The following is a 26,970-nucleotide window of genomic DNA, read 5'->3' on the forward strand; positions in this document are numbered from 1 at the left end:
CCTCGTTTGGGGGGGGGGGGGGGGGGGGGGGTGGGGGGTGGTGGGGGGTGGGGGGAGTTTGGGGGGGGGCACCGGTGGCAAGGGACCTCGGTAAGGGGGGGCGGCTGGCCGTTCGCCCCCCCCCCCGCTCCTGGTACGCGCGGGTTCAGCTCACTTGGTCGAGCACGGTGACGAAGGACATCCACAGGTCGATGTGCTGGTGCACCGCGGCGATCAGCACGGCCCTGCTGTGCCGGGGCACGGCCGCCAGCAGCGTCTGCGAACCGTCGTCCACCAGCGCACGGTTGTCGAGCAGGCGCAGCAGCCGCCGTCCCGGCTCCGAGAACCGCAGCGAGGGGTCACGGGCGAGGGCGGCGAGGGGATCCGCGGCGGGGGTACGGCGCCGGCCGGGCACCGGCGCGCCGCGGTCACGGGCGACCGCGGCCAACGGGACGGGCCCGGCCGGAGCGCAGGTGTCCTTGCGCGCGACGGGGTCCTCGCCCCGCTGCACCCGGACCCGGACGTCACGGGCGGTGCCCACGGAGACCTGGGCGGCGGAGGCGATCTGCCGCAGCGACGCGTCCGGGTGGTCCCGCAGGTAGGCCGCCGCCCGCTGCCGTCCGGCGGAGGGGTCCACCGGGCGCGTCCGGCCGTCCCGCCCCACCCGGGTGTTCAACTGTGGCCCGTCACCGGATGAACTGCGCCTGATCGCGGCGACGGTCTTCGTGGACAGGCCCGCGGCCTGGGCTATCGACCGGTTCGACCACTGCGGGTACGCGGCCAGGATGCGGTGGGCCGCCGCGGTCCGCTCCTGCTGGGTCAGCCGCCGCCCGTGGTGCAGATTGGCCTGCACGGCCTGGACGAACGCCTCCTCCTGGTCTCCGTCGAAGAAGCGCACGTCGATCTCGGCGTGCCCGGCCAGCAGTGCCGCCGTGAGCCGGTGCATGCCGTCGATGACCCGCATCGTGCGCCGGCACACCAGGATCGGCGGCAGTTCCGGGAGCGCCATGAGTGACCTGGCGTAGGAGAGGTCGACCTCCCCGGCCCGGGGGGAGTCGGCGGGCGCCAGCGCCGAGACGGCCACCTTTTCCGTACGGCGTTGTGCGGGGCCGGTCTGCGTACGAGACGTCGCCGCGGTCATGGCCGGCTCTCCCGGAGGGCTCTGCCGACGGTGGTGAGCAACTCGGCGGCCACGATGGCCTGTTCGGCAAGGCGACGCGGCGCTTCCAGGCGGTCCGCGCCGCGGGGCGGGAGGTGCGCCGAACCGGTCACCGCCGGGCGCGGCGACAGCGCCCCGGCCGGTTTCCGGGCAGGAGAGAAGGAAGGCGTACTGGTCATGGTCGGTTTCCCCCTGGGTGTCCATGACGTGTGTCGAGCGGGTACGGGGTAGCCGGGAGCGTCACTGATCCGCGACTGGGCCGGTCTCGGGGGTGTCGGTCGGCTGCGGGAAGCCGCTGGTCAGCGACTGAGGAAGGCGGCGGCCGGAATCGGTTGCCGTGCGGTGCGCTCCGGCCTGCGGCTCACGGATGTGAGGAAACGGGCCCCCGCGTGGCCGGACATGCCGAACTCGCGCCGTACCGGAGCCACCGGGTGACAGAGTCGGCCGCCGGGTACGTCGTCGTCCCCGGCCTGCCGTCCACCATGGTCATGCTGCTGTACATGCTCGGACTTCCCCCGCCGTGCCATCACACATACCTCCGTGCACTGGCGAGTTCACAGGGTGGGCACTTCGATGGCCAGGTGGACTTGTGGCCGATTGGACGTGAGTGGCCACCGCCCGGCCCGAGGGCGCCGCTCCGGTGAGGTCCCGCGATCCGGCCAGAGGGTGTCGCCCGGGGCGCGCCACCCTGCCTTCCTTCTCTGCGGCCACCCTTCTGACCTGCGGGGACGTCTCGGTCCCGGCCCCAGGGCGCAGGGTTCAAGCTGTTTTCAAAACGGCTGTAACGAACCCTTGCGAGACTGCACGATGGGGACACGAAAACGGGGAGGAAGATTGTGGACAGCAGGACACCGGGAGACGCGCAACTCATTGACAGACCCGTCGTCTTCACCACCAGCGCCACGGAGTTACTGGCCCGGACCGTGGGCACGCTGACCGCGCTGACGACGGCCGACCTGGCGGACGGCTACCGCAGTCTGGCAGAGGCGGGCGGGCCGATTCCGCTGGAGGGGGCCGACGCCCGTCTGGGCGGTGCCGGGCGCAGCGCGCGTCTGCTGGCCATGGGGCTGGCGCACGTACTGCCCCACGACCCGCCGGTCCTGGCGGCCGCGGCACCGGTTCCGGCGCTGGAGGCGGCGCTGGCCCAGAAGCAGCACGATCTCCACGCCCAGTACGACCTCGTGGCCCGGGCGCAACGGGAGGCGGCGCAGATCCGTCAACTCGCCGACCGGCAGGGGCAGGAGGGCTCCTCCCACCGGCTCGCGCGCGTGCTCACCGACTCCGACGACATCGCCGCGCTGTCCAACACGATCGGAACGGCGGCCACCGAGGAGCACCTGACGCTGGAGACCTTCCGTTACGACCTTCCGCTGACGGAGAGTTCCGCACAGCCTCCGACGGCCGCGTCGATCGCCCGCGGGGTGCGGCACCGGAGCATCTACGAGACCGGGTTCCTGAGCGATCCCGTGGGCTCCGCGATCGTGGAGCGCTGCGCGGCCGCGGGCGAGGAGATACGTCTCCTGCCGCGACTGACCATGAAGATGAAGATCACGGACGGTGCGCAGGCCCTGTTGGCGCTCACGCCGACCGGCTCCAGCGTGGCCCTCCACCTGACCTCACCGGTCGTGGTGGCCGCCCTGCGCCACTACTTCGAACTGCTGTGGCAGGAAGCCCGGCCGCTGACGGCCCCGCCGCCCTCCGGGGGCGCCCTCGGGGAGCGGGAGCGTCAGCGTCTCGGGATCGCGGCGCTGATGCGGCAGGGCCTGAAGGACGAGGCCGTCGCCCGGCGCCTCGGCCTGACCCCGCGCACCGTACGGCGGCGCATCAGCGAGCTGATGGACGAGCTCGCCGCCGAAACCCGCTTCGCCGCGGGGGCCGAGGCCCAGCGCCGGGGCTGGTTCGACGAAACGGGCGAATAGCCGGGGAGACGGAACGGGCGGGCGGCCGGGCGGGGCGACGACGTGTCAGCCGGCGTCCTCGAAGTACGCGTCGAGCACCGCGTCCAACTGCTCGTCCCACTCCTGGAAGCGGGCCCTGGCCGCCGCCTCGATCTCGATCGGGTACCAGCGGCGGTCAGGGGTGTGCACGGTGACCGTGAAGCGCTTGCCGAAGCGGGGGGACTCCGTCTCGACCGCGGCGATCTCGTCCCAGCGGAACTCGCAGGACTCCTCGTCGAGGCTGAGGCGGACGCCCCTGCGGTCGGCCACGATCTTCGCGCGGCGGTCGGACGCCTCGAAGACCGGTCCGCCGGCCGCGGCGTCCTCCGACTCCTCGACCGCCTCGGCCTCCCCGCCCTCGTCCAGCTGAGCCGGGCCGGCGTCCGCCGTTTCGGCGTCCTCGGGTTCGGCGTCCTCGGGTTCGGCGTCCGCCGGCCCGGCGGACCTGGCCGCGGACGGGCCCGTGATGCCGGGGATGAACGCCGGGTCGAAACCGGCGCCCGTCACGGGCTCGGCCTTCAACGGCTCGGTCTCGGACGGCTTGCTGCTCGCTCCTATGCGCTGCTCCACGGCGGCAGTATGGACGACTTCCCTGTGCCGGAACCAGTCAGCCCGCTCATCCCCGGGTTCACTCACGTCACACTCACACGAACACACTCACGGGGCCAACGCGAAAGGGTCACGGGTTCGAGTGCCGGTCAATCAGTCGAGTACCGCCAGGGCGTCGATCTCGATCAGCAGCCCCCTGGGAAGACCGACATACACCGTCGTACGGGCGGGTGGGGGCTGGGTGAGTCCCTGCTGCTCGAAGTACATGTCGTAGATCTCGTTCATCTCGGCGAAGTGGTCCACGTCCGTCAGATAGACGCGGATCATCATCACGTCGTCCCAGGTGGCGCCGCCCTCCTCCAGGATCGCCCTGACGTTGGCGAGGGTCTGCAGGGTCTGCTCGCGCAGGGCCGGACCGGCCGGCGTCGGAGGCCTGCCCTCCTCGGCGGGCAGGAAGCCGACCTGCCCGGCGACCTGGAGGATGTTGCCCTTCCTGACACCGTGCGAGAACTTCGCGGGCGGGGCGGTGTGGGTCTTCGGGGTGAGCGCGATCTTGTCCGTCATTCGGGGTCCCTTACTGGTGTGCGTCCGGAGTACTCGCCGCTGATCGCGTCCGCGGTGCGGCGGACCTGTGGGAGCAGGGTGAGGAGTTCCTCGGCGGTGACGACCACGTTCGGCGCGGACACCGACATCGCGGCGACCACCCGGCCGTCGGCGCCGCGGATGGGGGCGGCGACGCAGTTGATGGACTCCTCGTGGCCACCGAGGTCGGTGGCCCAGCCCTGTTCGCGCACCGTGGCCAGCTCCCTGAGGAAGGCCTCGGCGTTCGGGGTCGAACGGGGCGTGTACAGGGGGTAGTCGAGCTTGTCCGCGAGGGCGCGGCGCTCGGGTTCGGGGAGGTCGGCGAGGAGGAGTTTCGCGACGGCCGCGACCGTGAGGGCGACGGGCTTGCCGATGCGGGAGTACATGCGGACCGGGTAGCGGCTCTCCACCTTGTCGATGTAGAGCACCTCGTTCTCCTCGTGGACGGCGAGGTGCACGGTGTGACCGCAGGCCTCGTTCAGCCGGACGAGGTGGGGGTGGGCGATCTCGCGGATGTCGAGGTTCTCCATCGCCTCCTGGGCGAGGGCGAAGAGACGGGCGCCGAGGCGGTAGCGCTGGTCGGACTGGCGGTAGACCAGGCCGTGCTCGTGCAGGGTGCGCAGGAGGCGCAGTGCCGTGGATTTGTGCACGCCGAGGCGGTCGGCGACCTGGCCGAGGCCGGCGGGTCCCTCCGCGAGCAGCGGCAGGATGCTCAGGGCACGGTCGACGGTCTGACTCATGGGGTGTTCGCCTCCTCCTTGTGCCGCTCGGCCTGCGTCCAGCCGGGGGCGAGTCGAAGTCTCCCCCATGCGGTGTCGTCCAGGGCGGTCAGACGGTCGGCGTGGGCCCGGGAGGGCGGGAGGGCCAGGTCACCGGGGGTGGTGAGGGCCGCCGCCGCGAAGAGGTGGCCGAGTCGGAGCCGGCTGCCCAGGGGGAGGTTCCGCAGGGTGCCGGAGAGAAAGCCCGCGGCAAAGGCGTCTCCGGCACCGGTGGTTGCCACGACGTCCACGCGCGGGGCCGGTTCGAAGATGGCCGTGGTCGCGGTGGGCCGGGGGCCGGTCGCGCGATCCTGCGCTGGAGGGGTGCCGTCCTTCTTCGGGAGGGGCGCCGCCTCGGCGGCACGACCGCCCGCGGGCCGGCGGAAGGGGTGCGCGCCGGCTGCGTCCGCCCCGGCGGCGGGGCCGTCCGTGGACAGACCGCGTTCGAACGCCGTCGCCCCCCGCTCCCTCTGTTTCACCACCAGCACCCCGGGCTCCGGCAGTGCCCTTCTGATCGCTTCCGGGCCGCCCGTGACGCCCCACGCCTGCTCCGCCTCGTCCTCGCCGACGAAGACGACGTCCGCCCGGCGGGCCAGGTCCAGCGACTGCAGGGCGGCCTCGGCGCTCGTCCACAGGGCCGGGCGGTGGTTGACGTCGAAGGACAGCAGCGGGCGGCCCGGCCGGGGAGCCGTCAGGGAGTGCACCAGGGCGCGGCAGTCGTCGGACAGCGCTGCCGTGATGCCGGACAGGTGGAGTACCCGGCCCGAACGTACCGCCGCGAGCTCCACGTTCCCGGTGCTCATCGCCGACGCCGCCGACCCCGCCCGGTAGTACGCCACCTCGTGGGCGCCCGTGCCCCGGTCGCCGGCCGTGCGGAAGTAGACGCCGGTCGGGCGGGACGGGTCGCGGGACACGGACGAGACGTCGACGCCGTACCCGGCGATGCCCTCCACCAGGTGCTGCCCGAAGCCGTCCGCGCCCACGCGGCTCACCCAGCGGGCGCTGTGGCCGGCGGCGGCCAGCACGCAGGCCACGTTGGACTCGGCGCCGCCGATCGCGCGGTCGAAGGAGGGCACGTCCGCGAGGCGACCCGGCCGGCTGGGCAGGAAGGTGACCATGGACTCGCCGAGCGCCACGACGTCCACGATGTCCACGCGGCCGTCCGCAACGGGTGAGACGTAAGCAGCGTCGTTGATGATGACTCCTGTCCGATATCCGGGTGGCGGTTCCGTTGACCCGGTGTCGGCGAGATGCTAGACACCAGTTAGCAACACATGCAATGACTGTTGCAGAGAATGCAACAGCCAGGAGAGGGGCTCCATGAGCACCGAAGCGCTCGCCCGGCTGGCCGAGGAACGCGTCGACCACCGTTTCAAGGGCCTCCCGCCGGACGCCGACGGCCTCACCGTCGCCGAGCTCACCGCCCAGCGCCGCAACCTCTTCACCGAAGCCACCGCGACCGGCGGCTTCACCACCCCCCTCCTCGCCCTGTCCGCCGAGCGCCTGGAGCACAACCTGGCGCTGATGGAGACGTACACCGCCCGGCACGGTCTCGCCTTCGCCCCGCACGGCAAGACCTCCATGGCCCCGCAGCTCTTCCACCGCCAGCTCGCGCACGGCGCCTGGGGCATCACGCTCGCGGTGCCCCACCAGGTGCGTGTCGCCCGGGCGTTCGGCATCCAGCGGGTGTTCCTCGCCAACGAACTGGTGGATGCCCCGGCGCTGCGCTGGATCGCCGGGGAACTCGCCGCCGACCCCGGCTTCCGGTTCGTCTGCTACGTCGACTCCGTGCGCGGCGTCGAGCTGATGGACTCCGCGCTCCGGGGCGCCGCCCGGCCCGTCGACGTCGTCGTCGAACTGGCCGCCGGACAGGGCGCCCGCACCGGCGTGCGCACGGAGGCGGACGCCCGGGCCGTCGCCGGTGCCGTGGCCGGCACCGGGACCCTGCGACTCGTCGGCGTCGCGGGCTACGAGGCCCAGGTGCCCGGCGCCGATCCGGCGCTGGTGCGCGAGTGGCTGACCCGGCTGGTCTCCCTCGCTGTCGAGTTCGACAAGGCGGGGCTGTTCGCGGACGCCGAGGAGATCGTGGTGAGCGCCGGCGGCAGCGAGTGGTTCGACGCGGTCGCCGACGTGTTCGCCCGGATCCCCGGGCTGTCGCTTCCCGTCCTGAAGCTGTTGCGCTCCGGCGCCTACGTCTCGCACGACGACGTGCACTACAGCAGGCTCACCCCGTTCAACCGGGTACCCGAGGAGGGCGCCCTGGAGCCCGCCTTCCGGCTGTGGGCGCAGGTGGTCTCGCGTCCCTCGGCCGACCAGGCCTTCGTCAACGCGGGCAAGCGGGACGCCGCCTACGACCTGGACCTGCCCGTCGTCCAGGTGGTACGCCGGGACGGTACCGAGCACCCGGCCACCGGGATCGAGGTGAGCGCCCTGTCCGACCAGCACCTGTGGCTGCGCACCGGACCCGGCGCGGACATCGAGGTCGGTGACTGGATCGGTCTCGGGCTGTCCCACCCGTGCACGTCCTTCGACAAGTGGCAGCTGATCCCGGTGGCGGAGGCGGACGGGACGGTCGTCGAGTACATCCGTACGTTCTTCTAGAGCCGGGGAAGGGGAGGCGGGGCATGGAGGACCTGGTCATCCGGGACGCCGACGTCGTCGACGGCAGCGGCGACGCGTCGTACCGGGCCGATGTGGTGATCGACGGCGGCCGGATCGTGTCGATCGTCAAGGAGGCCGCCGCGGCCGGCTGCCAGCGCCCGCGCGCCGTGCGGGAGCTGGACGCGGAGGGCCTGGTCCTCTCCCCCGGCTTCATCGACATGCACGCCCACTCCGACCTCGCCCTGCTGCGCGACCCCGACCACAGCGCGAAGGCGGCACAGGGGGTCACGCTGGAGGTCATCGGCCAGGACGGGCTGTCGTACGCGCCGGTGGACGACCGCACGCTTCAGGAGGTGCGGCGGGCGATCACCGGGTGGAACGGGTACGGCGACGACCTCGACCTCGACTGGCGGTCGGTGGGCGAGTACCTCGACCGGCTGGATCGCGGGACCGCCGTCAACGCGGCCTACCTCATCCCCCAGGGCACGGTCCGCGCGCTCGTCGTCGGCTGGCAGGACCGGCCCGCCACCCCCGAAGAGCTGGACCGGATGCGGCAGCTGGTCGCGGAGGGGCTCGAACAGGGCGCGGTCGGGCTGTCCTCCGGGCTCACCTACACCCCCGGCATGTACGCCCCCGACACCGAACTGACCGAACTGTGCCGGGTGGTGGCGTCGTACGGCGGCTACTACTGCCCGCACCACCGCTCCTACGGCGCCGGCGCCCTGGAAGCCTACGCCGAGACGGTCGCCCTCGCCCGGGAGGCCGGCTGTCCGCTCCACCTGGCCCACGCGACGATGAACTTCGGCGTGAACGAGGGCCGGGCTCCCGAGCTGCTGGCCCTGCTGGACCAGGCCCTGGACGCGGGCGCGGACATCACCCTCGACACCTATCCCTACACCCCCGGCTGCACCACCCTGGCCGCGCTGCTGCCCAGCTGGGCGAGCGAGGGCGGCCCCGGGGAGGTCCTGGCCCGGCTCACCGACCCGGCGACGGCGGACCGGATCCGGCACGACCTGGAGGTGACCGGGCCGGACGGGTGCCACGGCGTGCCCGTGGAGTGGGAGACGATCGAGATCTCCGGCGTCACCGACCCCGCGCTCGGGTACCTCGTGGGCCGTACCGTCCGGGAGGCGGCCCGCTCACGCGGCGAGGCGCCCTGGGACACCGCCCGCCGGCTCCTGGTCGAGGACCGGCTCGGTACGACGGTCCTGCAGCACGTCGGCCACGAGGACAACGTCCGCACGATCATGCGGCACCGCACGCACACGGGCGGCTCCGACGGCATCCTGCGGGGCGACAAGCCGCACCCGCGCGCCTATGGCACCTTCCCGCGCTATCTCGGCCACTACGTGAGGGAGTTGGGCATCCTCTCGCTGGAGGAGTGCGTCGCCCACCTCACCTCCCGGCCCGCGGCCCGGCTGCGGCTGCCGGACCGGGGGCTGGTGCGCGAGGGGTACCGGGCCGACCTGGTGCTGTTCGACCCGGGGACGGTGGCGCCCGGCGCGACCTTCGCCGAGCCCCGCACGCTGCCGGCCGGCATCCCGCACGTCCTGGTCGACGGCCGGTTCGTCATCGAGGGCGGAAAGCGGACGGACGTGCTCGCGGGCCGGTCCGTCCGCCGTACGCCGGTGTGACCGCCCTTACGGCTTCGGCAGGGTGCAGCCGGCCGCGTTCAGGTCGAGCTTGTTTCCGGTGGTGAAGCAGGCCGGGATGATGTACGTCTCCTCGGCGTAGTTGATGCCCTGGCGGACGGTGACGTTGCCGCTCTCGTCGACCTCGCAGGGGTTGTTCTCGGTGCAGCGCTCGCCGTCCTCGTTGCCGGTGTTGTTGACGGCGACGACCTTGCCGGTGGCGGTGTCGATCACGGGGGAGCCCGAGGTGCCGCCGATGGTGTTGCAGGAGGAGGTGTAACGGAGCGAGTCCTTCCAGGTCCAGTCGCCCTCCTTCAGCCGGTACACGAACCCGTCGACGTTGCAGCTGTAGGTGCGCTTCCAGTAGCCGGAGACGACCTTGATGGCGGTGCCGGCGGCGGGGTGGGTGTCCTGCACGGTGAGCGGGGAGATGCCGTAGGAGTTCTTGATGGCCGCGTAGGTCGTGGTGGTGCGGTAGATCGTGACGTCCGTGTCCGTCATGGTCGAGTAGACGACCTGGTTGGCACGGAGGGTGGCGACCCTGCTGCCGTTGGCGTTGAGCAGGCCGAAGCTACGACTGGAGGACTGGCCGGTGATGACCTCGCCGGGGCTCGGGAAGCCGGTCTCCAGGCAGTGGCCGTTGGTCAGCACGAGGGCCGGGTCGGTGTCCGCGGAGTTGGGGAAGCGGATGACGGAGCCGGAGCAGTTGCTGAGCGAGACGGTGCCGGCGAAGTTGACGGTGACCGCGGCGGGCTTGGCGGTGTGCGGGGCGGCGACCGCGGGGGCGGCGCCCAGCCCGGCCAGGGCCAGGGAGGAGAGTGCGGCAAGGAGAGGCTTGTTCATGTGGGGGTCCCCTCTGACGACTTGGGCGGCCGGACATCTTCCGGCGACCGGTGTTTGTCATGTGCATTCTCAACGCCAGGAGGGGTGCGAACAAGAAGCCACGTCAGGTCATAGGGGTTTCCCTGTGCCTCCCGCCCTGGGCAACCGCGTTATTTCTCAGGCGGTTTGGTGACAACCGCCCCGAACAGGGCGACGGCCCGGATCACGGTCTCCTGGGCGGCGAACCGGGCCTCGGTCAGGCCGAGCCGGCCGCCGCCCCACATGGACGAGGCGGTGAACCGGGGCGGAACGACCCACTCGCCGTCACGGCGGAATCCGCCGAACACGCCGAACGCGAAACGTGAGGCGGGCGCCCGGTCCACCACCAGGCGGTCCCCGGGCCCCGGTTCGGGCAGGCCGCGCGCGGCGGCCGCAGGCTCGCCGGGCGTCCGGGCACGGTGGACCCGGCCCAGCCGGTCGTCCAACTCGCCCAGCGGCAGGCGCCCGTCGGCCACGGCGGCCCGCACCCGCTCGACAGCACGCTCCCGGTCCTCGTCGGAGACGAGCGTGTCGGGAGCCGGCGGCACGTGTCCCGCGGGAGCGGGGTGACCGGTGTCATGCGGTCAACTCTGACAGGCGAACCCGTCACACCACCCTGCGGCAGGCCGAGTGACCTGGCTGAAAGCAGAGTTGCCGCAAAAGCGATGCCCGCCGGTCAGCGAGGGCGTTTCGTGGTGCCGTGGCCGTGGCCCCGGCCGCCGGGCAGGGCCGGTGTGGAGGAGGCCGGGTCGGTGGCCGGCGCGGTGGGCGCGGGCGCGGAGGTGGCCGGAGCGGGAGGCGGAGCGGTCGTGGCGGCGCTCGGGCCTTCGGCCGTCCGGGACCCGTGGCCGGCCGGGGGCGCGGCCGCCCCGGACGGCGCGACCGAGGCGGCGCTGACGGGGGTCGCCGAGGCCGGCCCGGCCGGGGAGCCGTCGTCCGTGCGGGGGCTCGCGGTGGCGGAGTCGCCGACGGCGACGCGTCCGTCGCCGGCCGGCCGGGATCCGTCCGGGGTCGCGGGATCCGTGCCGCCCGCCACGGCGGCGATCACCGCGACCGCGCCGGCCACGCCCAGCACCCCGGCGACGGCAGCCACCCGCCGGCGACCGCCCGTGCGCCGCCCGGCGCGCCGCCGCGCGGCCCGTCCCTCGCCCGGGCGGTACGGCTCGACGGGCCCGGCAGGCTCAGTGGGCTCACTGGGTTCGGTCAGCGGGGGCAGCTCGCGCGTCTCGTCGTAGGCGCTCTGCCAGCCGTGGGCGGCGGCGGGGTCGGTGTACGCCTCGTAGGCCGGGGCCGGGGCCTGCCGGAGGTACACGTTCGGTGGAGCCGGAGGCGTCGGCCGCTCCCGTTCGGTGGACATGACAGCGGATTGTAGGGACGCAAGGGGCTCGTGAGACAGCCTTCGGCGATATCCGGGCAAACCTCCGTGTCTCACGTGGTGGAAAACACGACCCGAGCCGCGTTACCGGGCCGTAAGCTCACGGTTATGCAGGTGATCCAGTCGACCAAGCTCGCCAACGTCTGTTACGAGATCCGGGGTCCGGTTCTCGAGGAGGCCATGCGGCTCGAGGCGGCGGGACACCGCATCCTCAAGCTCAACACCGGCAACCCGGCCGCCTTCGGCTTCGAGTGCCCCCCGGAGATCCTGGAGGACATCCTCCGCAACGTCTCCAGCGCGCACGGCTACGGCGACGCCAAGGGCCTGCTGGCCGCCCGCCGCGCGGTCGTCATGCACAACCAGACCCTCGGCATCGAGACGGACGTCGAGCACGTCTTCATCGGCAACGGCGTCTCCGAGCTGATCGTGATGGCCATGCAGGGCCTCCTCGACGACGGCGACGAGGTCCTCGTACCGGCGCCGGACTACCCCCTGTGGACGGCGGCCGTCTCCCTCTCCGGCGGTACGGCGGTCCACTACCGCTGCGACGAGCAGTCCGACTGGATGCCCGACCTGGCCGACATCGAGCGCAAGGTCACCGACCGCACCAAGGCGATCGTCATCATCAACCCGAACAACCCCACGGGCGCGGTCTACGACGAGGCCGTGCTCAAGGGGCTGACGGACATCGCCCGGCGGCACAACCTGCTGGTGTGCTCCGACGAGATCTACGACAAGATCCTCTACGACGGCGCCACCCACACGCCGACCGCCAAGGTCGCCCCGGACCTGCTCACCCTCACCTTCAACGGCATGTCGAAGGCGTACCGGGTGGCGGGCTACCGGGTGGGGTGGATGTCGGTCTCCGGGCCGCGTGCGCACGCCGACTCCTACATCGAGGGCCTGACGATCCTGGCGAACATGCGGCTGTGCGCCAACATGCCGGGGCAGCACGGCGTCGTGGCGGCCCTCAGCGGGCGCCAGTCGATCAACGACCTGGTGCTGCCCGGCGGCCGGCTGAAGGAGCAGGTGGACACGGCGTACGAGCTGCTGACGCAGATCCCGGGCGTGAGCTGCGTACGGCCCAAGGGCGCGCTGTATCTCTTCCCGCGCCTCGACCCCCAGGTCTTCAAGGTCAAGGACGACCGGCAGCTGGTGCTGGACCTGCTGCGGCGGGAGAAGATCATGGTCGTCCACGGCACGGGCTTCAACTGGCCGGAGCCGGATCACTTCCGGGTCGTGACCCTGCCGACGGTCGGCGACCTGCGGGACGCGATCACCCGGATCGGGAACTTCCTGGACGGCTACAGCCAACCGTAGCCGACGGACTCCATTCCGTGACACGACTCAACTTTAGACGAAATCCAAGCTAGGATGGCTTCCTGTCAGAGCACAGGAGGCCATCCCGCATGTACGAACCGATCCGCACCAAGTCGGTCCACAGCACGAGGGCCGGCACCGCCTCCGACTTCCCCCACCGGTCGTGCGAGGAGGAGCTGGACATCCAGCTGGCCGGACACCTCGCGGCCCTGCTCGCCGTGACGGACGAACTGCGCGGGTCGGCCCCCTCGGCCGATCTGGAGTGCGCCGCCGAGCGGCTCGCCGCACAGGTGGCCCGGCTGCGGTCAGGACGCGCCCCGCTGCGGGCGACACCGTCCGCCACCGGCGAGGCCACGGCCCTGCACCGGCGCGCGCACGCTCTCGCCGGACGCGCGCTCGTCGTCGCCGCCTCGCGCGCGGACACGGCGGCGGCGATCCTGTCCGCCGAGCGGATGGACGCCCACGCCGCGGCGCTGGCCGAGCCGAAGGAACTGAGCACCACCGCCTGACCCCTCCGGGGTCCCCCTGAGCGGCCCCGGTCCGCGTGCACCCGCAGCGACGCGCGGACCGGGCGCCACACGTCGCGGTGCCGGACCGGGTTCGGCCGGCCCCCGCACCAGGGAGACCGGCCGAGTCCCGATGGAGTCCCTGCTCAGGGGCAACTGATCCGCGTGTCGCCCGTGTCGGTGGTGCAGGTGTCGAAGTCGGGGCCGCCGTTGGCCGTGTCGTTGCCGGAGACGCCGTCGGCGGTGTACACCCGGTCGTTGCCGTAGGAGCCGTTCACCGAGTCGTTTCCGGCGCCGCCGTACAGGGTGTCGTTGCCGGTGCCGCCGTCGATGGTGTCGTTGCCGAAGTCGCCGTAGACGGTGTCGGCGCCGCCGTTCCCGCGGATCGTGTCATTGCCTCCCAGACCGCAGATGACGTCGTTCCCGGCCGTGCCGTTGAGGGTGTCGGGCCCGCTGGTGCCGACGATCGTGCAGCCGCGGGTGTTGGCGACGCCGCTGCTCGCCGTGGCCGTGTTGTTGCCCGGCACCGGGTCGCTCTGGGCGGCGGCGACCGTCGCGGTGTTCCGGAGCGTGCCGGTGGTGCGGGGTTCGGCGACCACCGTCACCGTGGCGCTCGCCCCCGGAGCCAGCGTGTTCAGGGAGCAATTGGCGCCGGTGGCGGTGGTGGTGCAGCTGCCCTGGGAGGTCGTGGCCGACACCAGGGTCACACCCGCTCCGGACATCGTGTCGCCCAGCGTGACACCCGTGGCCGCCGCCGTGGACGTGCCGGCGTTGGTCACGCGCACGGTGTACGTGGCCTGGTCGCCGAGGGTGACGGAGGACGGGCCCGTCTTGGTGACCGAGAGGTCCGCGCTGGGCGGGGGCGGCGGCGGTGCGCTGCCGCCACCCTGGTAACGGGCCAGCGCGAAGTCGCTGTTCGGGCCGCCCTGACCGGCTGCGACGATCTTTCCGTCGGACTGGAGTGCCACGCCGGAGGCCATGTCCGTGCCGCCGAAATCCGTGGTCACCTCACCGCCGGGACCGAAGCCGGAGTCCAGGCTGCCGTCGGGGTTGTACCGCAGGACCGCGAAGTTGCCGCCGCCGCCCGCGACGACGATCCTGCCGTCGCCGGGCTGCACCACCACATCCGCGGCCGTGCCACCGGGGGTGAGGACCCTGCCGTCGCCGTCGAGACTCGTGTCCAGGCTGCCGTCGGGGTTGTAGCGGGCCACCGCGAACCGGCCGCCGCTGCCACCGGTCGCGACGATCTTGCCGTCGGACTGGACCGCGAGGCCCTCCACCGCCTCGTAGTCGCCGAAGTCGGTGCGTTGGATGCCGTCGCCGGCGAATCCGGTGTCGAGACTGCCGTCGGCGTTGTAGCGGAGGACGACGAAGTCGAAGGCGGTCGACCCGACCTGACCCCCGACGACGATCCTCCCGTCGGGCTGCAGCGCCAGGGCACGGACGTCCCCGCCCTCCTGCGGCGACGCCGGCTCCGGGTCGGTGGTCACCATGCCGTCGCCACCCCCGAAACCGGTGTCCAGGCTCCCGTCGGGGTTGTAGCGGGCCACCGCGGCCTGGCCCCCGACATAGCCGGCGGCGACGATCTTGCCGTCGGGCTGTACGGCGACGTCCATGGCCTCTTCGGGGGTGCCGAAGTCGGTGAACACCCTGCCGTCACCGCCGCCGAACGTCGTGTCCAGCGTGCCGTTCGCGTTGTACCGGGCCACCACGAACCAGCAGCAGCTCTCGTAGCCCCGCCAGCTGCCGCCCGCCACGACGATCTTGCCGTCGGGCTGCAGCGCCACGCCGTGGGCCTCGCTCCACTGGAGATCCCCCGGCGCGATCATGTTGTTGACGGGGGTCGTCACCGTGCCGTCGCCGCCGAAGCCGGTGTCCAGGGTGCCGTCGGCGTTGTGGCGGGTCAGCGCGAAGTCGCTCTCGGGCACCGAGCCGTCGACGGTGGCGCCGACCGAGACGATCTTCCCGTCGGGCTGCACGACCACGTCATCGGCATGGTCGTCACCGCCGACGTCGGTGAGGACTCTGCCGGTGCCGCCGAAGCCGGGGTCCAGGTCACCGGGGGCGGCTACCGCGGTGCCCGGCAGGGCCAGGACGAGCGCGAGGACGGTGGCCGCCACGGTCCCGGCCCGCGCCATACGTGATCGAACACGAGTTGTGAACGATCGAACGTGAGGTGTGAACATGGGCGACAGCCTTCCGCCCCTCACCCACCGGCCCGGCCCGCCGCGGGCCGTGTCGCCCAACGGGCCCGGCAATCCACCCGCGTGGACGAGCAGTCCCGCCCAACGACCGGGACCCCGCACGCCGTTGTGCGGGGTCCCGGTGGGTTTGTCACCACGACCGGCCGTGACGATCGCTGGTCAGGGCATCCGGACCGGCCGTGGAGTCTTCAGCGGGCCGTTCAGCCCAGGCGCTCCACCAGGGCGTGGTACTGGTCCCACAGCTCCTTCGGGGTGTGGTCGCCGAAGGTGTTGAGGTGCTCGGGGACCAGGGCGGCCTCCTCGCGCCAGACCTCCTTGTCCACGGTGAGCAGGAAGTCCAGGTCGGACTCGGACAGTTCGAGACCGTTGGTGTCCAGCGCGCCCTTGGCCGGCAGCACGCCGATCGGGGTCTCGACGCCCTCGGCCTTGCCGTCGAGGCGCTCCACGATCCACTTCAGGACACGGGAGTTCTCGCCGAAGCCGGGCCAGACGAACTTGCCCTCGTCGTTCTTGCGGAACCAGTTGACGTAGTAGATCTTCGGCAGCTTGGACTGGTCCTTGTCCTTGGCCACGTCGACCCAGTGGCCCATGTAGTCGCCCATGTTGTAGCCGCAGAACGGCAGCATGGCGAACGGGTCGCGGCGCAGCTCGCCGACCTTGCCCTCGGCGGCTGCGGTCTTCTCGGAGGCGACGTTGGCGCCGAGGAAGACGCCGTGGTTCCAGTCGAAGGACTCCGTCACCAGCGGCACCGCGCTGGCGCGCCGGCCACCGAAGAGGATCGCCGAGATCGGCACGCCCCTGGGGTCCTCCCACTCCGGCGCGATGATCGGGCACTGCGAGGCGGGGGTGGTGAAGCGGGCGTTGGGGTGCGCGGCGGGCTCGGCGGAGTCCGGGGTCCAGTCGCGGCCCTTCCAGTCGGTCAGGTGGGCCGGGACCTCCTCGGTCATGCCCTCCCACCACACGTCGCCGTCGTCGGTGAGGGCGACGTTGGTGAAGACCGAGTTGCCCCACAGGGTCTTCATCGCGTTGGCATTGGTGTGCTCACCGGTGCCGGGCGCGACGCCGAAGAAGCCCGCCTCGGGGTTGATCGCGTACAGGCGGCCGTCCTCGCCGAAGCGCATCCAGGCGATGTCGTCGCCGATGGTCTCCACGGTCCAGCCGGAGATCGTGGGCTCCAGCATGGCGAGGTTGGTCTTGCCGCAGGCGGAGGGGAAGGCCGCCGCCACGTACTTGGACTCGCCCTGCGGCGGGGTGAGCTTGAGGATCAGCATGTGCTCGGCCAGCCAGCCCTCGTCACGCGCCATGACGGAGGCGATCCGCAGGGCGTAGCACTTCTTGCCGAGCAGGGCGTTGCCGCCGTAGCCGGAGCCGTAGGACCAGATCTCGCGGTCCTCGGGGAAGTGCGAGATGTACTTGGTGGAGTTGCACGGCCACGGAACGTCCTCCTGGCCCTCCTCCAGCGGGGCGCCGAGGGTGTGGACGGCCTTCACGAAGAAGCCCTCGTCGCCGAGCTCGTCGAGGACCGGCCGGCCCATGCGCGTCATCGTGCGCATGGAGACGGCGACGTAGGCGGAGTCGGTGATCTCCACGCCGATCGCGGACAGCGGGGAGCCGAGCGGGCCCATGCAGAACGGGACGACGTACATGGTGCGGCCACGCATCGAGCCGCGGAACAGGCCCTTCTCGCCGCTGAAGATCTCCCGCATCTCGGCGGGGGCCTTCCAGTGGTTGGTCGGGCCCGCGTCCTCCTCCTTCTCGGAGCAGATGAAGGTCCGGTCCTCGACCCGCGCGACGTCGGTCGGGTCGGACGCCGCGTAGTAGGAGTTAGGGCGCTTGATCGGGTCGAGCTTCGTGAAGGTGCCCTTGGCCACCAGCTCTTCGCAGAGCCGGTCGTACTCGGACTCGGAGCCGTCACACCAGACCACGTTGTCCGGCTGCGTCAGTTCGGCGATCTCGTCGACCCACGAGATCAGTTCCTGGTGGTTTGTGGGAACGCTGGAAGCCGAGTTGTCGCGCGCCACGGTTGCTCCTAAGTGAGGGATTTACACCCTGGTGAGGGATTTTGTCCTTGTTGCCCCGTGGGGGCTGCGACCCGGACGCTTCTGGATGCTCATCCGGTGCCGACTGCACTCATTTGATCGTATCCGACACGAGTGCCCATATGTCCAGGGGACCTCACAGGTGAGCGACGTGAGGAAGGCCACGGTTTTCCAGGGACGTTTACATTTCCTTTGCGTCCAGGTTTGCGTCACCTGAAGGTCTTTTTGCGTTCGATCGACCAAGAGCCGCGCTGATACCCGACTTACGGCTCCGTCGGTACCATGCCCCGCATGACTGCGTCCGCCCCTGACGCGCCCACGGAGACGCCGGCCAGTGGCCGCGGTCCCGTCGCGCTCTCCTTGCCGCACCCGGTCAAGCCCAGGCTCCGCGGCTGGCTGCACCTCGGCATGTTCCCGGCCGTACTCATCGCGGGCCTCGTGCTCACCGCCCTCGCCGACTCCACCAGAGGCCGTGTCGCCTGCGGGATCTACGTCCTGACGGCCTGCCTGCTGTTCGGCGTCAGCGCGCTGTACCACCGGGGCAACTGGAGCCCCCGGATGGACGGCGTCCTGCGCCGCCTGGACCACGCCAACATCTTCCTGATCATCGCGGGCACCTACACCCCGCTGACCCTGCTGCTCCTGCCCGGCGCCAAGGGCCAGTGGCTGCTGTGGGGCATCTGGGCCGCCGCCGCGGCCGGCATCGTCTTCCGCGTCTTCTGGGTCGGCGCACCGCGCTGGCTCTACACGCCCTGCTACATCGCGATGGGCTGGGCGGCCGTCTTCTTCCTGCCCGACTTCCTGCGCACCGGCGGCATCGCGGTCCTGATCCTGGTGATCGTCGGCGGTCTGCTCTACAGCGCCGGCGGCGTGGTCTACGGCATCAAGCGGCCGAACCCGTCACCGCGCTGGTTCGGCTTCCACGAGGTCTTCCACTCCTTCACGCTCGCCGCGTTCGTCGTCCACTACGTCGGCATCTCGCTGGTGGCCTACCAGCACGCGTAGACCCCCTCCCCCTTCCCGCCCGGCCACGGCTCACCAGCCGTGGCCGCTTCCTTGTGCCTGACATCAGCTGCTCATTGACATTCTCATCATTTTGAGAGTTACCCTCATTTCCGCGGACGGCGCCCACGGTGCCGTCGCCCCAGGCAGGGCCGCTCCCGTGGCGGATGCCCGACAATGACCCCCATGACGGCCGCACGTTCCCCCCTCTCCCCCGCCGACCGCCCGCAACCGAGCCTCCGCGAGCGCAAGAAGATCAAGACCCGTGAGGCGATCCGCAGCGCGACGTACGCACTGATCAGGGAACAGGGGTACGACGCCACGACGATCGACCAGATCGCCGACCGGGCCGAAGTGTCGCCGTCGACCGTCTTCCGGTACTTCCCGACCAAGGCGGACATCGTCCTCACGGACGAGTACGACCCGCTCATCCTGGAGGAGATCCGGGCGCGGCCCGCCGACGAATCCTGGTTCGAGACCATGCGGTACGTCCTGCACCGGGCCGTCGAGTCCGGCATCGACAACGACCCCGCGGTCTCCCGGCTGCGCACCCACCTCATGGTCCAGGTCCCGGCGGTGCGCTCGCGGATGATGGAGAGCATGTCGTCCACCGGTCGCATGCTCTGCCAGGCCATCGGCGAGCGCACCGGCGGCGACCCCGACGGCCTGGAGATCCGGGTACACGCCATGTCCCTGATCGGCGCCCTGATGGAGACGTCCATGTACTGGGCGGAGAACGACCACCGGGACGACTTCCACGACCTGATCGACCGCGCGCTCGACGTCCTGGAGCGCGGCCTGCCCAAGGAAATCCACTGAGGTGGGGACGGTCCGGCGTGCGATGCTGACGGAGTGAACCGCCCCGAGATCCACGTCGAAGTCGCCCCCGCGCTCCACCTGTTCGTGCCGGCCGCCCGACGGGCCGGCGCCACACCGCTCGGCACGGACGGCGTCTCGACCCTCGGCCATGTCATCGAGTCCCTCGGCGTCCCGCTGACCGAGGTCGGCGCACTGGAAGTGGACGGCCAGGAGGTACCGGTGTCCCACATCCCGCAGGCGGGCGAGACGGTGCGGGTACGCCCCGTCGAACGCCCCCAGCAGGTCCCCGGCGCCCCGCTGCGCTTCCTCCTCGACGTCCACCTCGGCACCCTGGCCCGCCGGCTGCGCCTGCTCGGCGTGGACTCGGCGTACGAGTCGACGGACATCGGCGACCCGGCGCTGGCCGCGCGCTCGGCCGCCGAGAAGCGGGTCATGCTCAGCCGCGACCGGGGCTTGCTGCGCCGCCGCGAACTGTGGGCCGGCGCCTTCGTCTACAGCACCCGCCCCGACGACCAGCTGCACGACGTCCTCGACCGCTTCGCCCCCGAGCTGAACCCCTGGACCCGCTGCACCGCCTGCAACGGCCTGCTGAGACAGGCCACGAAGGCTGAGGTGGCCGACCAGCTCCAGCACGGCACCCAGCGCTCGTACGACGTCTTCGCCCAGTGCACGCAGTGCGGCCGGGCCTACTGGAAGGGCGCACACCACGACCAGCTGGAGGCGGTCGTGGAGCGGGCCTTGAGCATGCGTACCCAGGGAGACTGAGCAGGCGGATTGAGTACGCTCGCCGATCCGCCGGGCCCGGCCGGCGCGGTGGGATGGGGTCATGAACACCACGACTCCGCAGCCGGGGACGCTCACCCCGCAGCAGAAGGACCGCTTCATCTCCGGCTGGGCCGTCGCCGGACTGGTCTCGCTCCTGCCGATCGTCGTCCTGTGCTGGATCGTCGTGCTCTCCGGTGAGCGCGGCAGCAAGTGCCTGGAGTACGGCGAGCAGTGCTCGACGATCCCCGGCCCGGCCCTCTACGGCGCCTTCTGGCTGGCGCTCCTCACCGGTGTCACGGCACTGGTGTGGCCCAGAGCCCGGTGGACGTACGCCAGGCTCTGGACCGTGTTCGTGCAGTGGGGTGCTCAGCTCACCCTGGGCGCGCTGATCCTCAGCGGCGCCTGACGTCCCCCTTCCCGCACGCCACCCCGTCCCGGTTCCGGTCCAGCCCCAGCGGGTCGTCGCCGCCGTTGACCTTCAGACGGCCGTAGTGGTTCTGCCCGAGCCAGGTGCAGCGCGCCGCCGCCGTCTTCTTCACGCCGGCCGGGAAGACCGTCGGCACACACACGTTGACCGAACCGTAGTGCCGGTCGCAGCCGGAGATCGTCGGGCTGACCGCCTGCGAGGTGCGCTTCTGGCCCGGGCCGGACTCCTTGCCGGACAGGTCGTCGGCGAAGGCGTGGATGTGCGGTGACGCGGTGGTGGGGCTGAGCGCCGCCGGGCCCGTCAGGTGCACCCACTTGGCCACCGAGGGCACCCCGTTGGCGTCGACCGCGAAGAGCATGTACCAGCCGGGCGGCGCGATGTTCGGGTTGTTCGTCACGTTCAGGTCGACGTTGTTGCCGTCCACCGACAGCGGCAGGTCGACGAAACGCTGGTTGGGGTCGGAGGAGTGGGTGACCGCGGCGGGGCGGATCAGCTCGGCCTTGGCGATGGGGTGGTCGACCGTGATCCGCTGGGTGTCGCCGTACTTCCACTCCTGGTTGATCACCGAGGTGATCGTCGGCCGCGTGCCCTTGTACAGGTAGGGCGGGGTGTAGATGGACACGTTGTGGTTCCAGCTGCCGTTGCCCGGGTTGTCGCCGGTGGCCATCACCCGGCCGTCGGGCAGCAGGAACGCCGAGGAGTGGTAACCGCGGGACTCGGGGTCGGCGTTCACCGGGGCGAAGGTGTTGGTCCCGGGGTCGTAGACCGACGATTCATGGACCGAGTTGGCCCGGTTGTGCAGGGCGCCGCCCGTCTCCAGCACCTTGCCGTCGGGCAGCAGCACGGCTGAGACGTACATCTTGCCCTGGTTGCCGGTCTCCGCGACCCTGCCGCCCGCGAGGTCGACCGTGCCCTGGGGGATCGGCGGCCCGGCGACGTACGACGGGTTGGCCTGCTTGAGGTCGATCACGTCGGTCAGCCGGTTCGCGTCCGGGTTGGAGTCGATGTTGCCGCCGCCGATGGTCAGCACCCTCTGGTCCTGCGCCGGGGGCAGCAGCACACTCGCCGACTGGTCGCGTTCGTCCTTGTTCTGCAGTCCCGGGATCTGGGTGATCGTGTTGGCGTCGTAGTCGTAGATCGCCGAGCCGGTGCCGGGGATGTTGTTGCCGAAGACATGGCTGCCCGTGTAGAAGAGGCGGCCGTCCTGCATCAGCACCATCGCCGGGTACAGGCCCCAGAAGGACCAGGTCTGGTTGACCTTCCAGGCCGGCAGCCACTGCTGGTCCTTGTCCGACCAGCGGTCGGCGGTCACCGAGCCCGTGGAGTCCTCGCGCAGCCCGCCGAAGGTGATGACGTCACCGTTGCCCAGCTCGGTGGCCGACGGGTACCAGTGGCCGTCGTTGAGGTCGTTGGTCCTGGTGTAGGTCTCGGTCTTCGGGTCGAAGATGTACGAGTCCTTGAACCCCTCGTAGCCGTGTCCGCCCGCCACCGGGTACGCCTTGTTGCCGCTCAGGACCAGCACCCGGCCGTCCTGGAGCTGCACATGGCCCGCGCAGAACATGTCCTTCGGCGTCGGGATGACCTTGTAGGTGCCGTTCGCCGGGTCGTACACCGCGGACGTGAACGTGCCCGCGTTGAAGGCGTCCTCGCTGTTGCCCGAGCCGGCGATCAGCAGCACCTTGCCGTTGTTGAGGACGACGGAGTGCATCGAGCGGACCGGGTTCTGCGTCGGCAGCACCGACCAACTGCCTTTGGCGCACTGGTCGCCGGTACCCGTGCACTGGGCGGGCGGCAACGCGTCGGGGACCTGCGCCATGGTGTAGTCGTCCGTGGTCGCCGAGCCGGTGCCGTAGACGGAGACACCCCAGGTGATGCGGTCGGTGCCGGCCGGGACCTCGGGGGTGCGGACCGTGGCCTGGGTCCAGGTGGACGCCATGTCGAGGGTCTTGACGTCGGTCCAGTACTGCCAGCCGGTCGTGGCGTCGTGCCGGAAGAGGGTGACGTTCGCGTCCGGGGTCGTGGTCTTGTACCAGAGCCCCAGGTCGTACTGCTTGCCGACGCTCACACCGGGCGCGCAGTCGGTGGACTCGGTGAGCATCGCCTTCCGGTCGCCGTCGACCCGGCGGGTCAGGGTGACCTTCATCGCCTTCGTGCCGGAGTGCGCGTCGGAGGTGGTCTCGTAGGTGAAGTCGTTGTCACCCCAGCCCGCCTTCTCCCAGCAGTACGGCATGTCGCCGCTGCCGGCCGTCTCGAAGCCGGGGTTCTTGATCAGGTTGGCGGCCTCGGCGCTCTGCGGCGCGGCCAGGAGCAGACCGGCGGTCAGGGCGCCCACCCCGGCCAGTGCGGTCCGCCTGCGGTACTTACTGCTCACACGGCTCTCCTTGCTCGGTTCCCCCGGCGGCGGGGGAGATAGACCAGCGCCTCGGTCCCGACGAAGCGCAGGACGAACGTCATGACCAGCGCGAGCGCGGTGGCGGCCAGCGCCCCCATGCCGAACCGGCCGACGAGAAGGGCGATCAGCGGGATGCGCAGCACCAGGTCGGCGTTGGCCAGCAGCGCGAACCGGCCGAGCCGGTCCCACCAGCGGCGGTGGGCGCGCCGGTCGCGGAACAGCAGGTGCTCGATGAGCAGGAAGTTCCAGGCGACGCCGAACTGGTTGGCGAGGATCTCGGCGGGCAGGTAGTGCATCCCGAGGGCGGTGAGGACGGACAGGCCCAGGAGGTCCGGTACGAAACCGCTCGCCCCGATCAGCCCGAAGCCCACCATGCGGGCCACCGGGGACGCGGCGCGCAGGCCGGCCAGGTGGCGCAGGAAGCGGAAGCCCTCCTGGGCGGTGGACTTGGACTCGCCGGCGAACCGGTCCTGGAAGACGAACGGCACCTCGGCGATGCGGCGGGGGCGGCTGCGGACGGCCAGCTCCAGCAGGATCTTGTAACCGAGGGGCTTCAGCACCTCGGCGGTGACCGCGCTGCGCCGGATGGCGAAGAAGCCGCTCATCGGGTCGCTGATGCCGTGCAGCCTGCGCGGGAAGAGCGCCTTGGTGAGCCAGGTGGCGCCGCGCGAGACGGCCACCCGGTAGCCGCCGGCGAGCCCGGCCCGGCTGCCGCCCTCGATGTACCGGGAGGCGACGACGAGCCCGGCGTTCGCCCGCTCGCCGGTGGCGACCAACTCGGGTATCAGGGACGGCGGATGCTGGCAGTCGCCGTCCATGACGACGATCCACTCCGAGGTAGCCGCCCTCAGCCCCTCGACCACCGCCCCGCCGAGCCCGCCGACGGGTTCCGCGCGGTGCAGCTGGGCCACCGGGAACGGGCAGTCCCGGGCGGCCTCGCGGATCACGTCGGGGGTGTCGTCGGTGGAGTCGTCCACGAAGACGACCTCGCAGGGCAGCCGCGCGGGCACCGACTCGGTGATCCGGTGCAGCAGCTGCCGGATGTTCGCCGACTCGTTGAAGGTCGGTACGACGACGGTGACGGCACCCGGTTCGGGGACCTCGACGGCGTCGAGGCCGGGTATGGGGGCGGTGTACTCGTGACTGCTCATCGGGTGCCTCCCGCGGCCGCCGTGCCGATCTGCCGGATCTCGATGCGGTCGGGCCCGGTGCCGAAGGTGGCGACCGGCGTGGAGTGCTGGATGGCGGCCCTGACGTTCGGCAGGTCCTTGGCGTCGCGGCGGACGGTCGGTGAGGCGACGACGTAGTCGATGTCCCGCCAGCCGTGCGGCAGGGCCCGGGTGACGGCCGGGTCGAGGTCTGCCTTGTAGAACCAGATGGCGCCGAGCCCGGGCCGGTAGCCGGCGTGTACGAGGTCCAGCCAGAGGGCGTCGTCGACGAGGACCCGGGTGCCCCCCGGGTCCGTGACCTTCGTGCCCAGCCAGTGGGACGCCTGCCGGTAGGGCCGGTTGGCGTCGGCGGTGACGGCGGTGCGGTCGCCGTCGTACCAGTGCGGTACGACGTAGGCGCCGGCGGCGAGCGCGAGGGTGGCGGCGAGCGCGTACCGGCCGCCGGTGACGTACCGGCGCTCGTTCTCCTTGCGCCATCTGCTGATGACCGCCTGCGCGACCGAGGCGGCACCGCCGGCCAGGACCAGGGCCAGGAAGGGCAGCGCGCCGATGACGTACATGGCGGGCAGATAGCCGCTGGGCCGCAGGGCGACCGCGGCGAGGACGGCGACCGTGAGGGCGGGCCCGGCGAGGGCGCGGGCGGTGACCGACCAGCGCCAGGTGAGCAGCAGGAGCAGGGCGCCGGCGAGGCCGCCGAGGGGCAGCACGCGGTCGTAGTACAGCCAGGAGTGCAGGACGCCGTACGAGCCGGAGCCGGGGTCGAGGATGAAGCCGGAACCGGGCCTGGACATCTGGTACGTGATGCCGTCCCACAGGGACACGTGTCCGGCGCCGGGCAGCAGCTCGCCCTTGAGCAGGGCGAACAGCGGGTACGAGAAGCCGATCAGGGCGCAGGCGGTGACGGCTCCGGTGAGGGCGAACTTACGGGTGTCGCGGTGGCTGTGCCGCCACATGGTGACGAACAGGGCGGGCAGGACGACGAGCATCGTCTCCTTGGTGAGGACGCCCGCGGCGGCGGCGAGGCCCGCGCCGAAGTGGTGCCAGAGGTGGCGGCTGGGCGAGGCGGCGAGGCAGAACGCCAGCAGCAGCCACATCACGGCGATGTTGTCCAGGAAGATCTCCCGGTTGAGGACGACCGCGAGCGGGGAGAGCCCGAACAGGGCCATGCCGAGTCCGGCGGCCCAGCGGGGCAGCGAGAGCCGGCGCCCGAGGACGTAGACGAGGACCGCGCTGACGCCGCTGACCAGCAGCATGACCAGCCGCATGGTGCCGACGGTCATGGCGCCGGGGCTGATCGCCGAGGGGATCCAGCTGAGCAGGGCTATCTGGATCCAGCCGAGCGGCGGATGGTCGTACCAGTAGGTGTAGTGGGCCAGGCCCCGGCCCTGCTGGACGGCCCAGGCCTGGGCGAGATAGGTGCCCTCGTCGTCGCTGAGGGTGGGGTAGTCGGCGATGTTCCAGCCCTGGACGACGAGGATCACCGCGAGCAGGACACCGCAGAGCACCAGGTCGGGGCGGGAGGAGCGGAGTCGGGGCGGCGACGTTCGACTGGTCGAACGGGTGGTGGGCACAGCTCGGCGTTGCGCGGGGACCTTCGCTGCGGTCACCGCGGGCAGTGTGGAGGTCACGCAGGAACGTCCTCTCGATGGGGCTCGGCCGCGGTGAGGTGCGCGCCGACGTGCGTGGTCAACTCCCAGTCGTTACGGCCGCGTTGCTCGCGCCACACGGCACGGATCGCGGCACCCGCGAGGAGGACCTGGTAGAAGGGGCCGCCCACGATGAGCTTCACGTAGTGGACGAAGCGGACCTTCAGGCCGTACTGCTTGCCGAAGTCGTGCAGCCCGACCACCTCGAAGACGAAGGTGACGGCGGCCGTGACCAGCGGCAGGAAGGTGAGGAAGGCGACCCCGACGGGCACGTCCAGGAACAGCGCGACGGCCGCGTTGAGCGGGATGACCACGCCGGAGAAGGCCTGCAGGAACGGCGTCATCAGCGTGTACCGGGCGAGCAGCCGCTGCCCGAACGCGGGCAGTTGCTTCCAGTCCCGCTTCCGGTACACCTGCAGGAAGCCCTGGTTCCACCGGGTGCGCTGCTTGAGCAGCGACATCAGCGAGCCGGGGGTCTCCTCGCGGGTGACCATGTCGGAGTCGTAGGCGACGACGACCTTCTTGCCGACGCTGGACAGCCGCACCCCCAGGTCGCAGTCCTCCGCGAGGCAGTCGGGGTCCCAGCCGTCCGCTTCCCTGAGGACGTCGGTCCGTACGAAGACGGTGTTCCCGCCGAGCGGGATGAACCCCTTCTGGGCGTGCAGGTGCAGCCGGGAGCGGAACCAGAAGAAGTACTCCAGGCAGTTGCGCAGGCTGTACCAGCTGGAGTGGAAGTTGATGAGCTGGACCCCGCCCTGGACGACGTCCGCCCGCGTGGTGCGGAAGGCGTGGTCGACGTGCGCGAGCAGCTCCGGATGGACCTGGTCCTCGGCGTCGAAGACCCCGACGACGTCACCGCGGCAGTGCGGCAGCGCCGTGTTCATGGCCTTCGGTTTGTTCTTCTTCTCGTGGGTGTCGACGACGACCCGGACGCGCGGGTCCCGGGCGGCGGCCTGTTCGGCGACGGCCGTGGTCTCCGGGTCGTCGTGCCCGACGATGACGATGATCTCGAAGTCGGTGTGCGCGGACTCCAGTAACCGCTGGATGGTGTGGTCCAGCACCGCCTGCTCGTGCCGCGCGGGCAACAGCAGGGAGAACGACAGGTGTTCACCGCCGTCCGGTCTGCCGAACCGGGTGGAGGCCAGCACCTCGGGCGTGCGCCACGCGTGCATCTGCCACCACAGGGTGAAGGCGGCCATCCAGAACAGGGCCAGTGAGACGGCGCCGATGAAGACAGACGTGAGCAAAA

General features: G+C 71.3%; 24 protein-coding genes. 9 read left to right on the plus strand and 15 right to left on the minus strand.

The window, feature by feature from the left end; genetic code table 11:
- Positions 1-145: 145 nt before the first annotated feature.
- Both ACZ7HQ_RS23925 and ACZ7HQ_RS23930 read right to left on the minus strand, forming a co-directional pair.
- Complete coding sequence (locus tag ACZ7HQ_RS23925; RefSeq protein ID WP_470993359.1) at positions 146-1,120, minus strand: ParB/RepB/Spo0J family partition protein; 975 nt, start codon at positions 1,118-1,120, stop codon at positions 146-148.
- The gene (locus ACZ7HQ_RS23930; RefSeq protein ID WP_470993362.1) at positions 1,117-1,317 is read right to left on the minus strand and encodes a hypothetical protein; all 201 of its coding nucleotides are present in this window, start codon (positions 1,315-1,317) and stop codon (positions 1,117-1,119) included. The genes ACZ7HQ_RS23925 and ACZ7HQ_RS23930 overlap by 4 nt, the downstream gene beginning before the upstream one ends.
- Positions 1,318-1,974: 657 nt before the next feature.
- Between ACZ7HQ_RS23930 and ACZ7HQ_RS23935 the strand changes: the two genes are divergently transcribed.
- Positions 1,975-3,057 carry a helix-turn-helix transcriptional regulator gene (locus tag ACZ7HQ_RS23935; RefSeq protein WP_470993365.1) on the plus strand — a complete coding sequence of 361 codons (1,083 nt, stop codon included), beginning with the start codon at positions 1,975-1,977 and terminating at the stop codon, positions 3,055-3,057.
- A 45-nt stretch (positions 3,058-3,102) separates the two neighbouring features.
- Here ACZ7HQ_RS23935 and ACZ7HQ_RS23940 read toward each other — a convergent pair whose 3' ends face one another.
- From ACZ7HQ_RS23940 to ACZ7HQ_RS23955, 4 genes are all read right to left on the minus strand, one after another.
- A complete protein-coding gene (locus tag ACZ7HQ_RS23940) occupies positions 3,103-3,645 on the minus strand; it encodes a hypothetical protein (RefSeq protein WP_470993368.1) in 543 nt (180 codons plus the stop codon).
- Between the two features lie 132 nt (positions 3,646-3,777).
- Positions 3,778-4,188, minus strand: a complete 411-nt coding sequence (locus tag ACZ7HQ_RS23945; protein WP_470993371.1) for a RidA family protein — start codon at positions 4,186-4,188, stop codon at positions 3,778-3,780.
- Complete coding sequence (locus tag ACZ7HQ_RS23950; RefSeq protein ID WP_470993374.1) at positions 4,185-4,946, minus strand: IclR family transcriptional regulator; 762 nt, start codon at positions 4,944-4,946, stop codon at positions 4,185-4,187. Before ACZ7HQ_RS23950 ends, ACZ7HQ_RS23945 begins: the two co-directional genes overlap by 4 nt.
- Positions 4,943-6,082: a sugar kinase gene (locus ACZ7HQ_RS23955; protein ID WP_470993595.1), complete on the minus strand. Its 1,140-nt coding sequence runs from the start codon at positions 6,080-6,082 to the stop codon at positions 4,943-4,945. Before ACZ7HQ_RS23955 ends, ACZ7HQ_RS23950 begins: the two co-directional genes overlap by 4 nt.
- Before the next feature lie 202 nt (positions 6,083-6,284).
- On the opposite strand from ACZ7HQ_RS23955, the gene ACZ7HQ_RS23960 reads away from it, so the two are divergent.
- On the plus strand, positions 6,285-7,565 hold the full coding sequence (locus ACZ7HQ_RS23960) for an alanine racemase (RefSeq protein WP_470993377.1): 1,281 nt from the start codon (positions 6,285-6,287) through the stop codon (positions 7,563-7,565).
- Between the two features lie 23 nt (positions 7,566-7,588).
- Positions 7,589-9,199 (plus strand): N-acyl-D-amino-acid deacylase family protein, encoded by a 1,611-nt coding sequence (locus ACZ7HQ_RS23965; protein ID WP_470993380.1) that lies wholly within the window; start codon positions 7,589-7,591, stop codon positions 9,197-9,199.
- A 6-nt stretch (positions 9,200-9,205) separates the two neighbouring features.
- Here the strand turns inward: ACZ7HQ_RS23965 and ACZ7HQ_RS23970 are convergent, their stop codons facing one another.
- The 3 genes from ACZ7HQ_RS23970 to ACZ7HQ_RS23980 all read right to left on the minus strand — a co-directional run bounded on the left by ACZ7HQ_RS23970 (position 9,206) and on the right by ACZ7HQ_RS23980 (position 11,414).
- A complete protein-coding gene (locus tag ACZ7HQ_RS23970) occupies positions 9,206-10,039 on the minus strand; it encodes a S1 family peptidase (protein WP_470993383.1) in 834 nt (277 codons plus the stop codon).
- Between the two features lie 149 nt (positions 10,040-10,188).
- Positions 10,189-10,605, minus strand: coding sequence for a DUF1707 SHOCT-like domain-containing protein (locus ACZ7HQ_RS23975; RefSeq protein WP_470993386.1), 417 nt, complete (start codon positions 10,603-10,605; stop codon positions 10,189-10,191).
- Positions 10,606-10,733: 128 nt separating this feature from the next.
- The gene (locus ACZ7HQ_RS23980) at positions 10,734-11,414 is read right to left on the minus strand and encodes a hypothetical protein (RefSeq protein ID WP_470993389.1); all 681 of its coding nucleotides are present in this window, start codon (positions 11,412-11,414) and stop codon (positions 10,734-10,736) included.
- A gap of 126 nt (positions 11,415-11,540) precedes the next feature.
- Here ACZ7HQ_RS23980 and ACZ7HQ_RS23985 point away from each other — a divergent pair, with 126 nt between their 5' ends.
- Positions 11,541-12,752, plus strand: a complete 1,212-nt coding sequence (locus tag ACZ7HQ_RS23985; protein ID WP_470993393.1) for a pyridoxal phosphate-dependent aminotransferase — start codon at positions 11,541-11,543, stop codon at positions 12,750-12,752.
- 89 nt (positions 12,753-12,841) lie between these two features.
- A complete protein-coding gene (locus tag ACZ7HQ_RS23990; RefSeq protein ID WP_470993397.1) occupies positions 12,842-13,261 on the plus strand; it encodes an SCO4983 family protein in 420 nt (139 codons plus the stop codon).
- Positions 13,262-13,404: 143 nt separating this feature from the next.
- Here ACZ7HQ_RS23990 and ACZ7HQ_RS23995 read toward each other — a convergent pair whose 3' ends face one another.
- Both ACZ7HQ_RS23995 and ACZ7HQ_RS24000 read right to left on the minus strand, forming a co-directional pair.
- Positions 13,405-15,396: a CARDB domain-containing protein gene (locus tag ACZ7HQ_RS23995; protein ID WP_470993400.1), complete on the minus strand. Its 1,992-nt coding sequence runs from the start codon at positions 15,394-15,396 to the stop codon at positions 13,405-13,407.
- Positions 15,397-15,662: 266 nt separating this feature from the next.
- Complete coding sequence (locus ACZ7HQ_RS24000) at positions 15,663-17,483, minus strand: phosphoenolpyruvate carboxykinase (GTP) (protein ID WP_470993402.1); 1,821 nt, start codon at positions 17,481-17,483, stop codon at positions 15,663-15,665.
- Positions 17,484-17,792: 309 nt separating this feature from the next.
- On the opposite strand from ACZ7HQ_RS24000, the gene trhA reads away from it, so the two are divergent.
- The 4 genes from trhA (at position 17,793) to ACZ7HQ_RS24020 (ending at position 20,493) form a co-directional block, all read left to right on the plus strand.
- On the plus strand, positions 17,793-18,506 hold the full coding sequence (trhA, locus tag ACZ7HQ_RS24005; RefSeq protein WP_470993405.1) for a PAQR family membrane homeostasis protein TrhA: 714 nt from the start codon (positions 17,793-17,795) through the stop codon (positions 18,504-18,506).
- A 183-nt stretch (positions 18,507-18,689) separates the two neighbouring features.
- Positions 18,690-19,322 (plus strand): TetR/AcrR family transcriptional regulator, encoded by a 633-nt coding sequence (locus ACZ7HQ_RS24010; protein ID WP_470993408.1) that lies wholly within the window; start codon positions 18,690-18,692, stop codon positions 19,320-19,322.
- Between the two features lie 33 nt (positions 19,323-19,355).
- The gene (locus ACZ7HQ_RS24015; RefSeq protein WP_470993412.1) at positions 19,356-20,087 is read left to right on the plus strand and encodes a Mut7-C RNAse domain-containing protein; all 732 of its coding nucleotides are present in this window, start codon (positions 19,356-19,358) and stop codon (positions 20,085-20,087) included.
- Between the two features lie 61 nt (positions 20,088-20,148).
- A complete protein-coding gene (locus tag ACZ7HQ_RS24020) occupies positions 20,149-20,493 on the plus strand; it encodes a hypothetical protein (RefSeq protein WP_470993415.1) in 345 nt (114 codons plus the stop codon).
- Here the strand turns inward: ACZ7HQ_RS24020 and ACZ7HQ_RS24025 are convergent.
- The 4 genes from ACZ7HQ_RS24025 to ACZ7HQ_RS24040 are packed head-to-tail and all read right to left on the minus strand — an operon-like array spanning position 20,480 to position 26,968.
- Positions 20,480-22,885 carry a galactose oxidase-like domain-containing protein gene (locus ACZ7HQ_RS24025; RefSeq protein WP_470993418.1) on the minus strand — a complete coding sequence of 802 codons (2,406 nt, stop codon included), beginning with the start codon at positions 22,883-22,885 and terminating at the stop codon, positions 20,480-20,482. The two genes, ACZ7HQ_RS24020 and ACZ7HQ_RS24025, sit on opposite strands and share 14 nt — an antisense overlap.
- The gene (locus tag ACZ7HQ_RS24030; protein ID WP_470993421.1) at positions 22,882-24,057 is read right to left on the minus strand and encodes a glycosyltransferase; all 1,176 of its coding nucleotides are present in this window, start codon (positions 24,055-24,057) and stop codon (positions 22,882-22,884) included. The genes ACZ7HQ_RS24025 and ACZ7HQ_RS24030 overlap by 4 nt, the downstream gene beginning before the upstream one ends.
- Positions 24,054-25,703, minus strand: a complete 1,650-nt coding sequence (locus ACZ7HQ_RS24035; RefSeq protein WP_470993425.1) for an ArnT family glycosyltransferase — start codon at positions 25,701-25,703, stop codon at positions 24,054-24,056. Before ACZ7HQ_RS24035 ends, ACZ7HQ_RS24030 begins: the two co-directional genes overlap by 4 nt.
- Entirely contained in the window at positions 25,700-26,968 is a 1,269-nt protein-coding gene (locus ACZ7HQ_RS24040) for a glycosyltransferase (protein WP_470993428.1), read from the minus strand. Before ACZ7HQ_RS24040 ends, ACZ7HQ_RS24035 begins: the two co-directional genes overlap by 4 nt.
- Between the last annotated feature and the right edge of the window lie 2 nt (positions 26,969-26,970).

This window comes from Streptomyces sp. NPDC037290 (assembly GCF_055603245.1).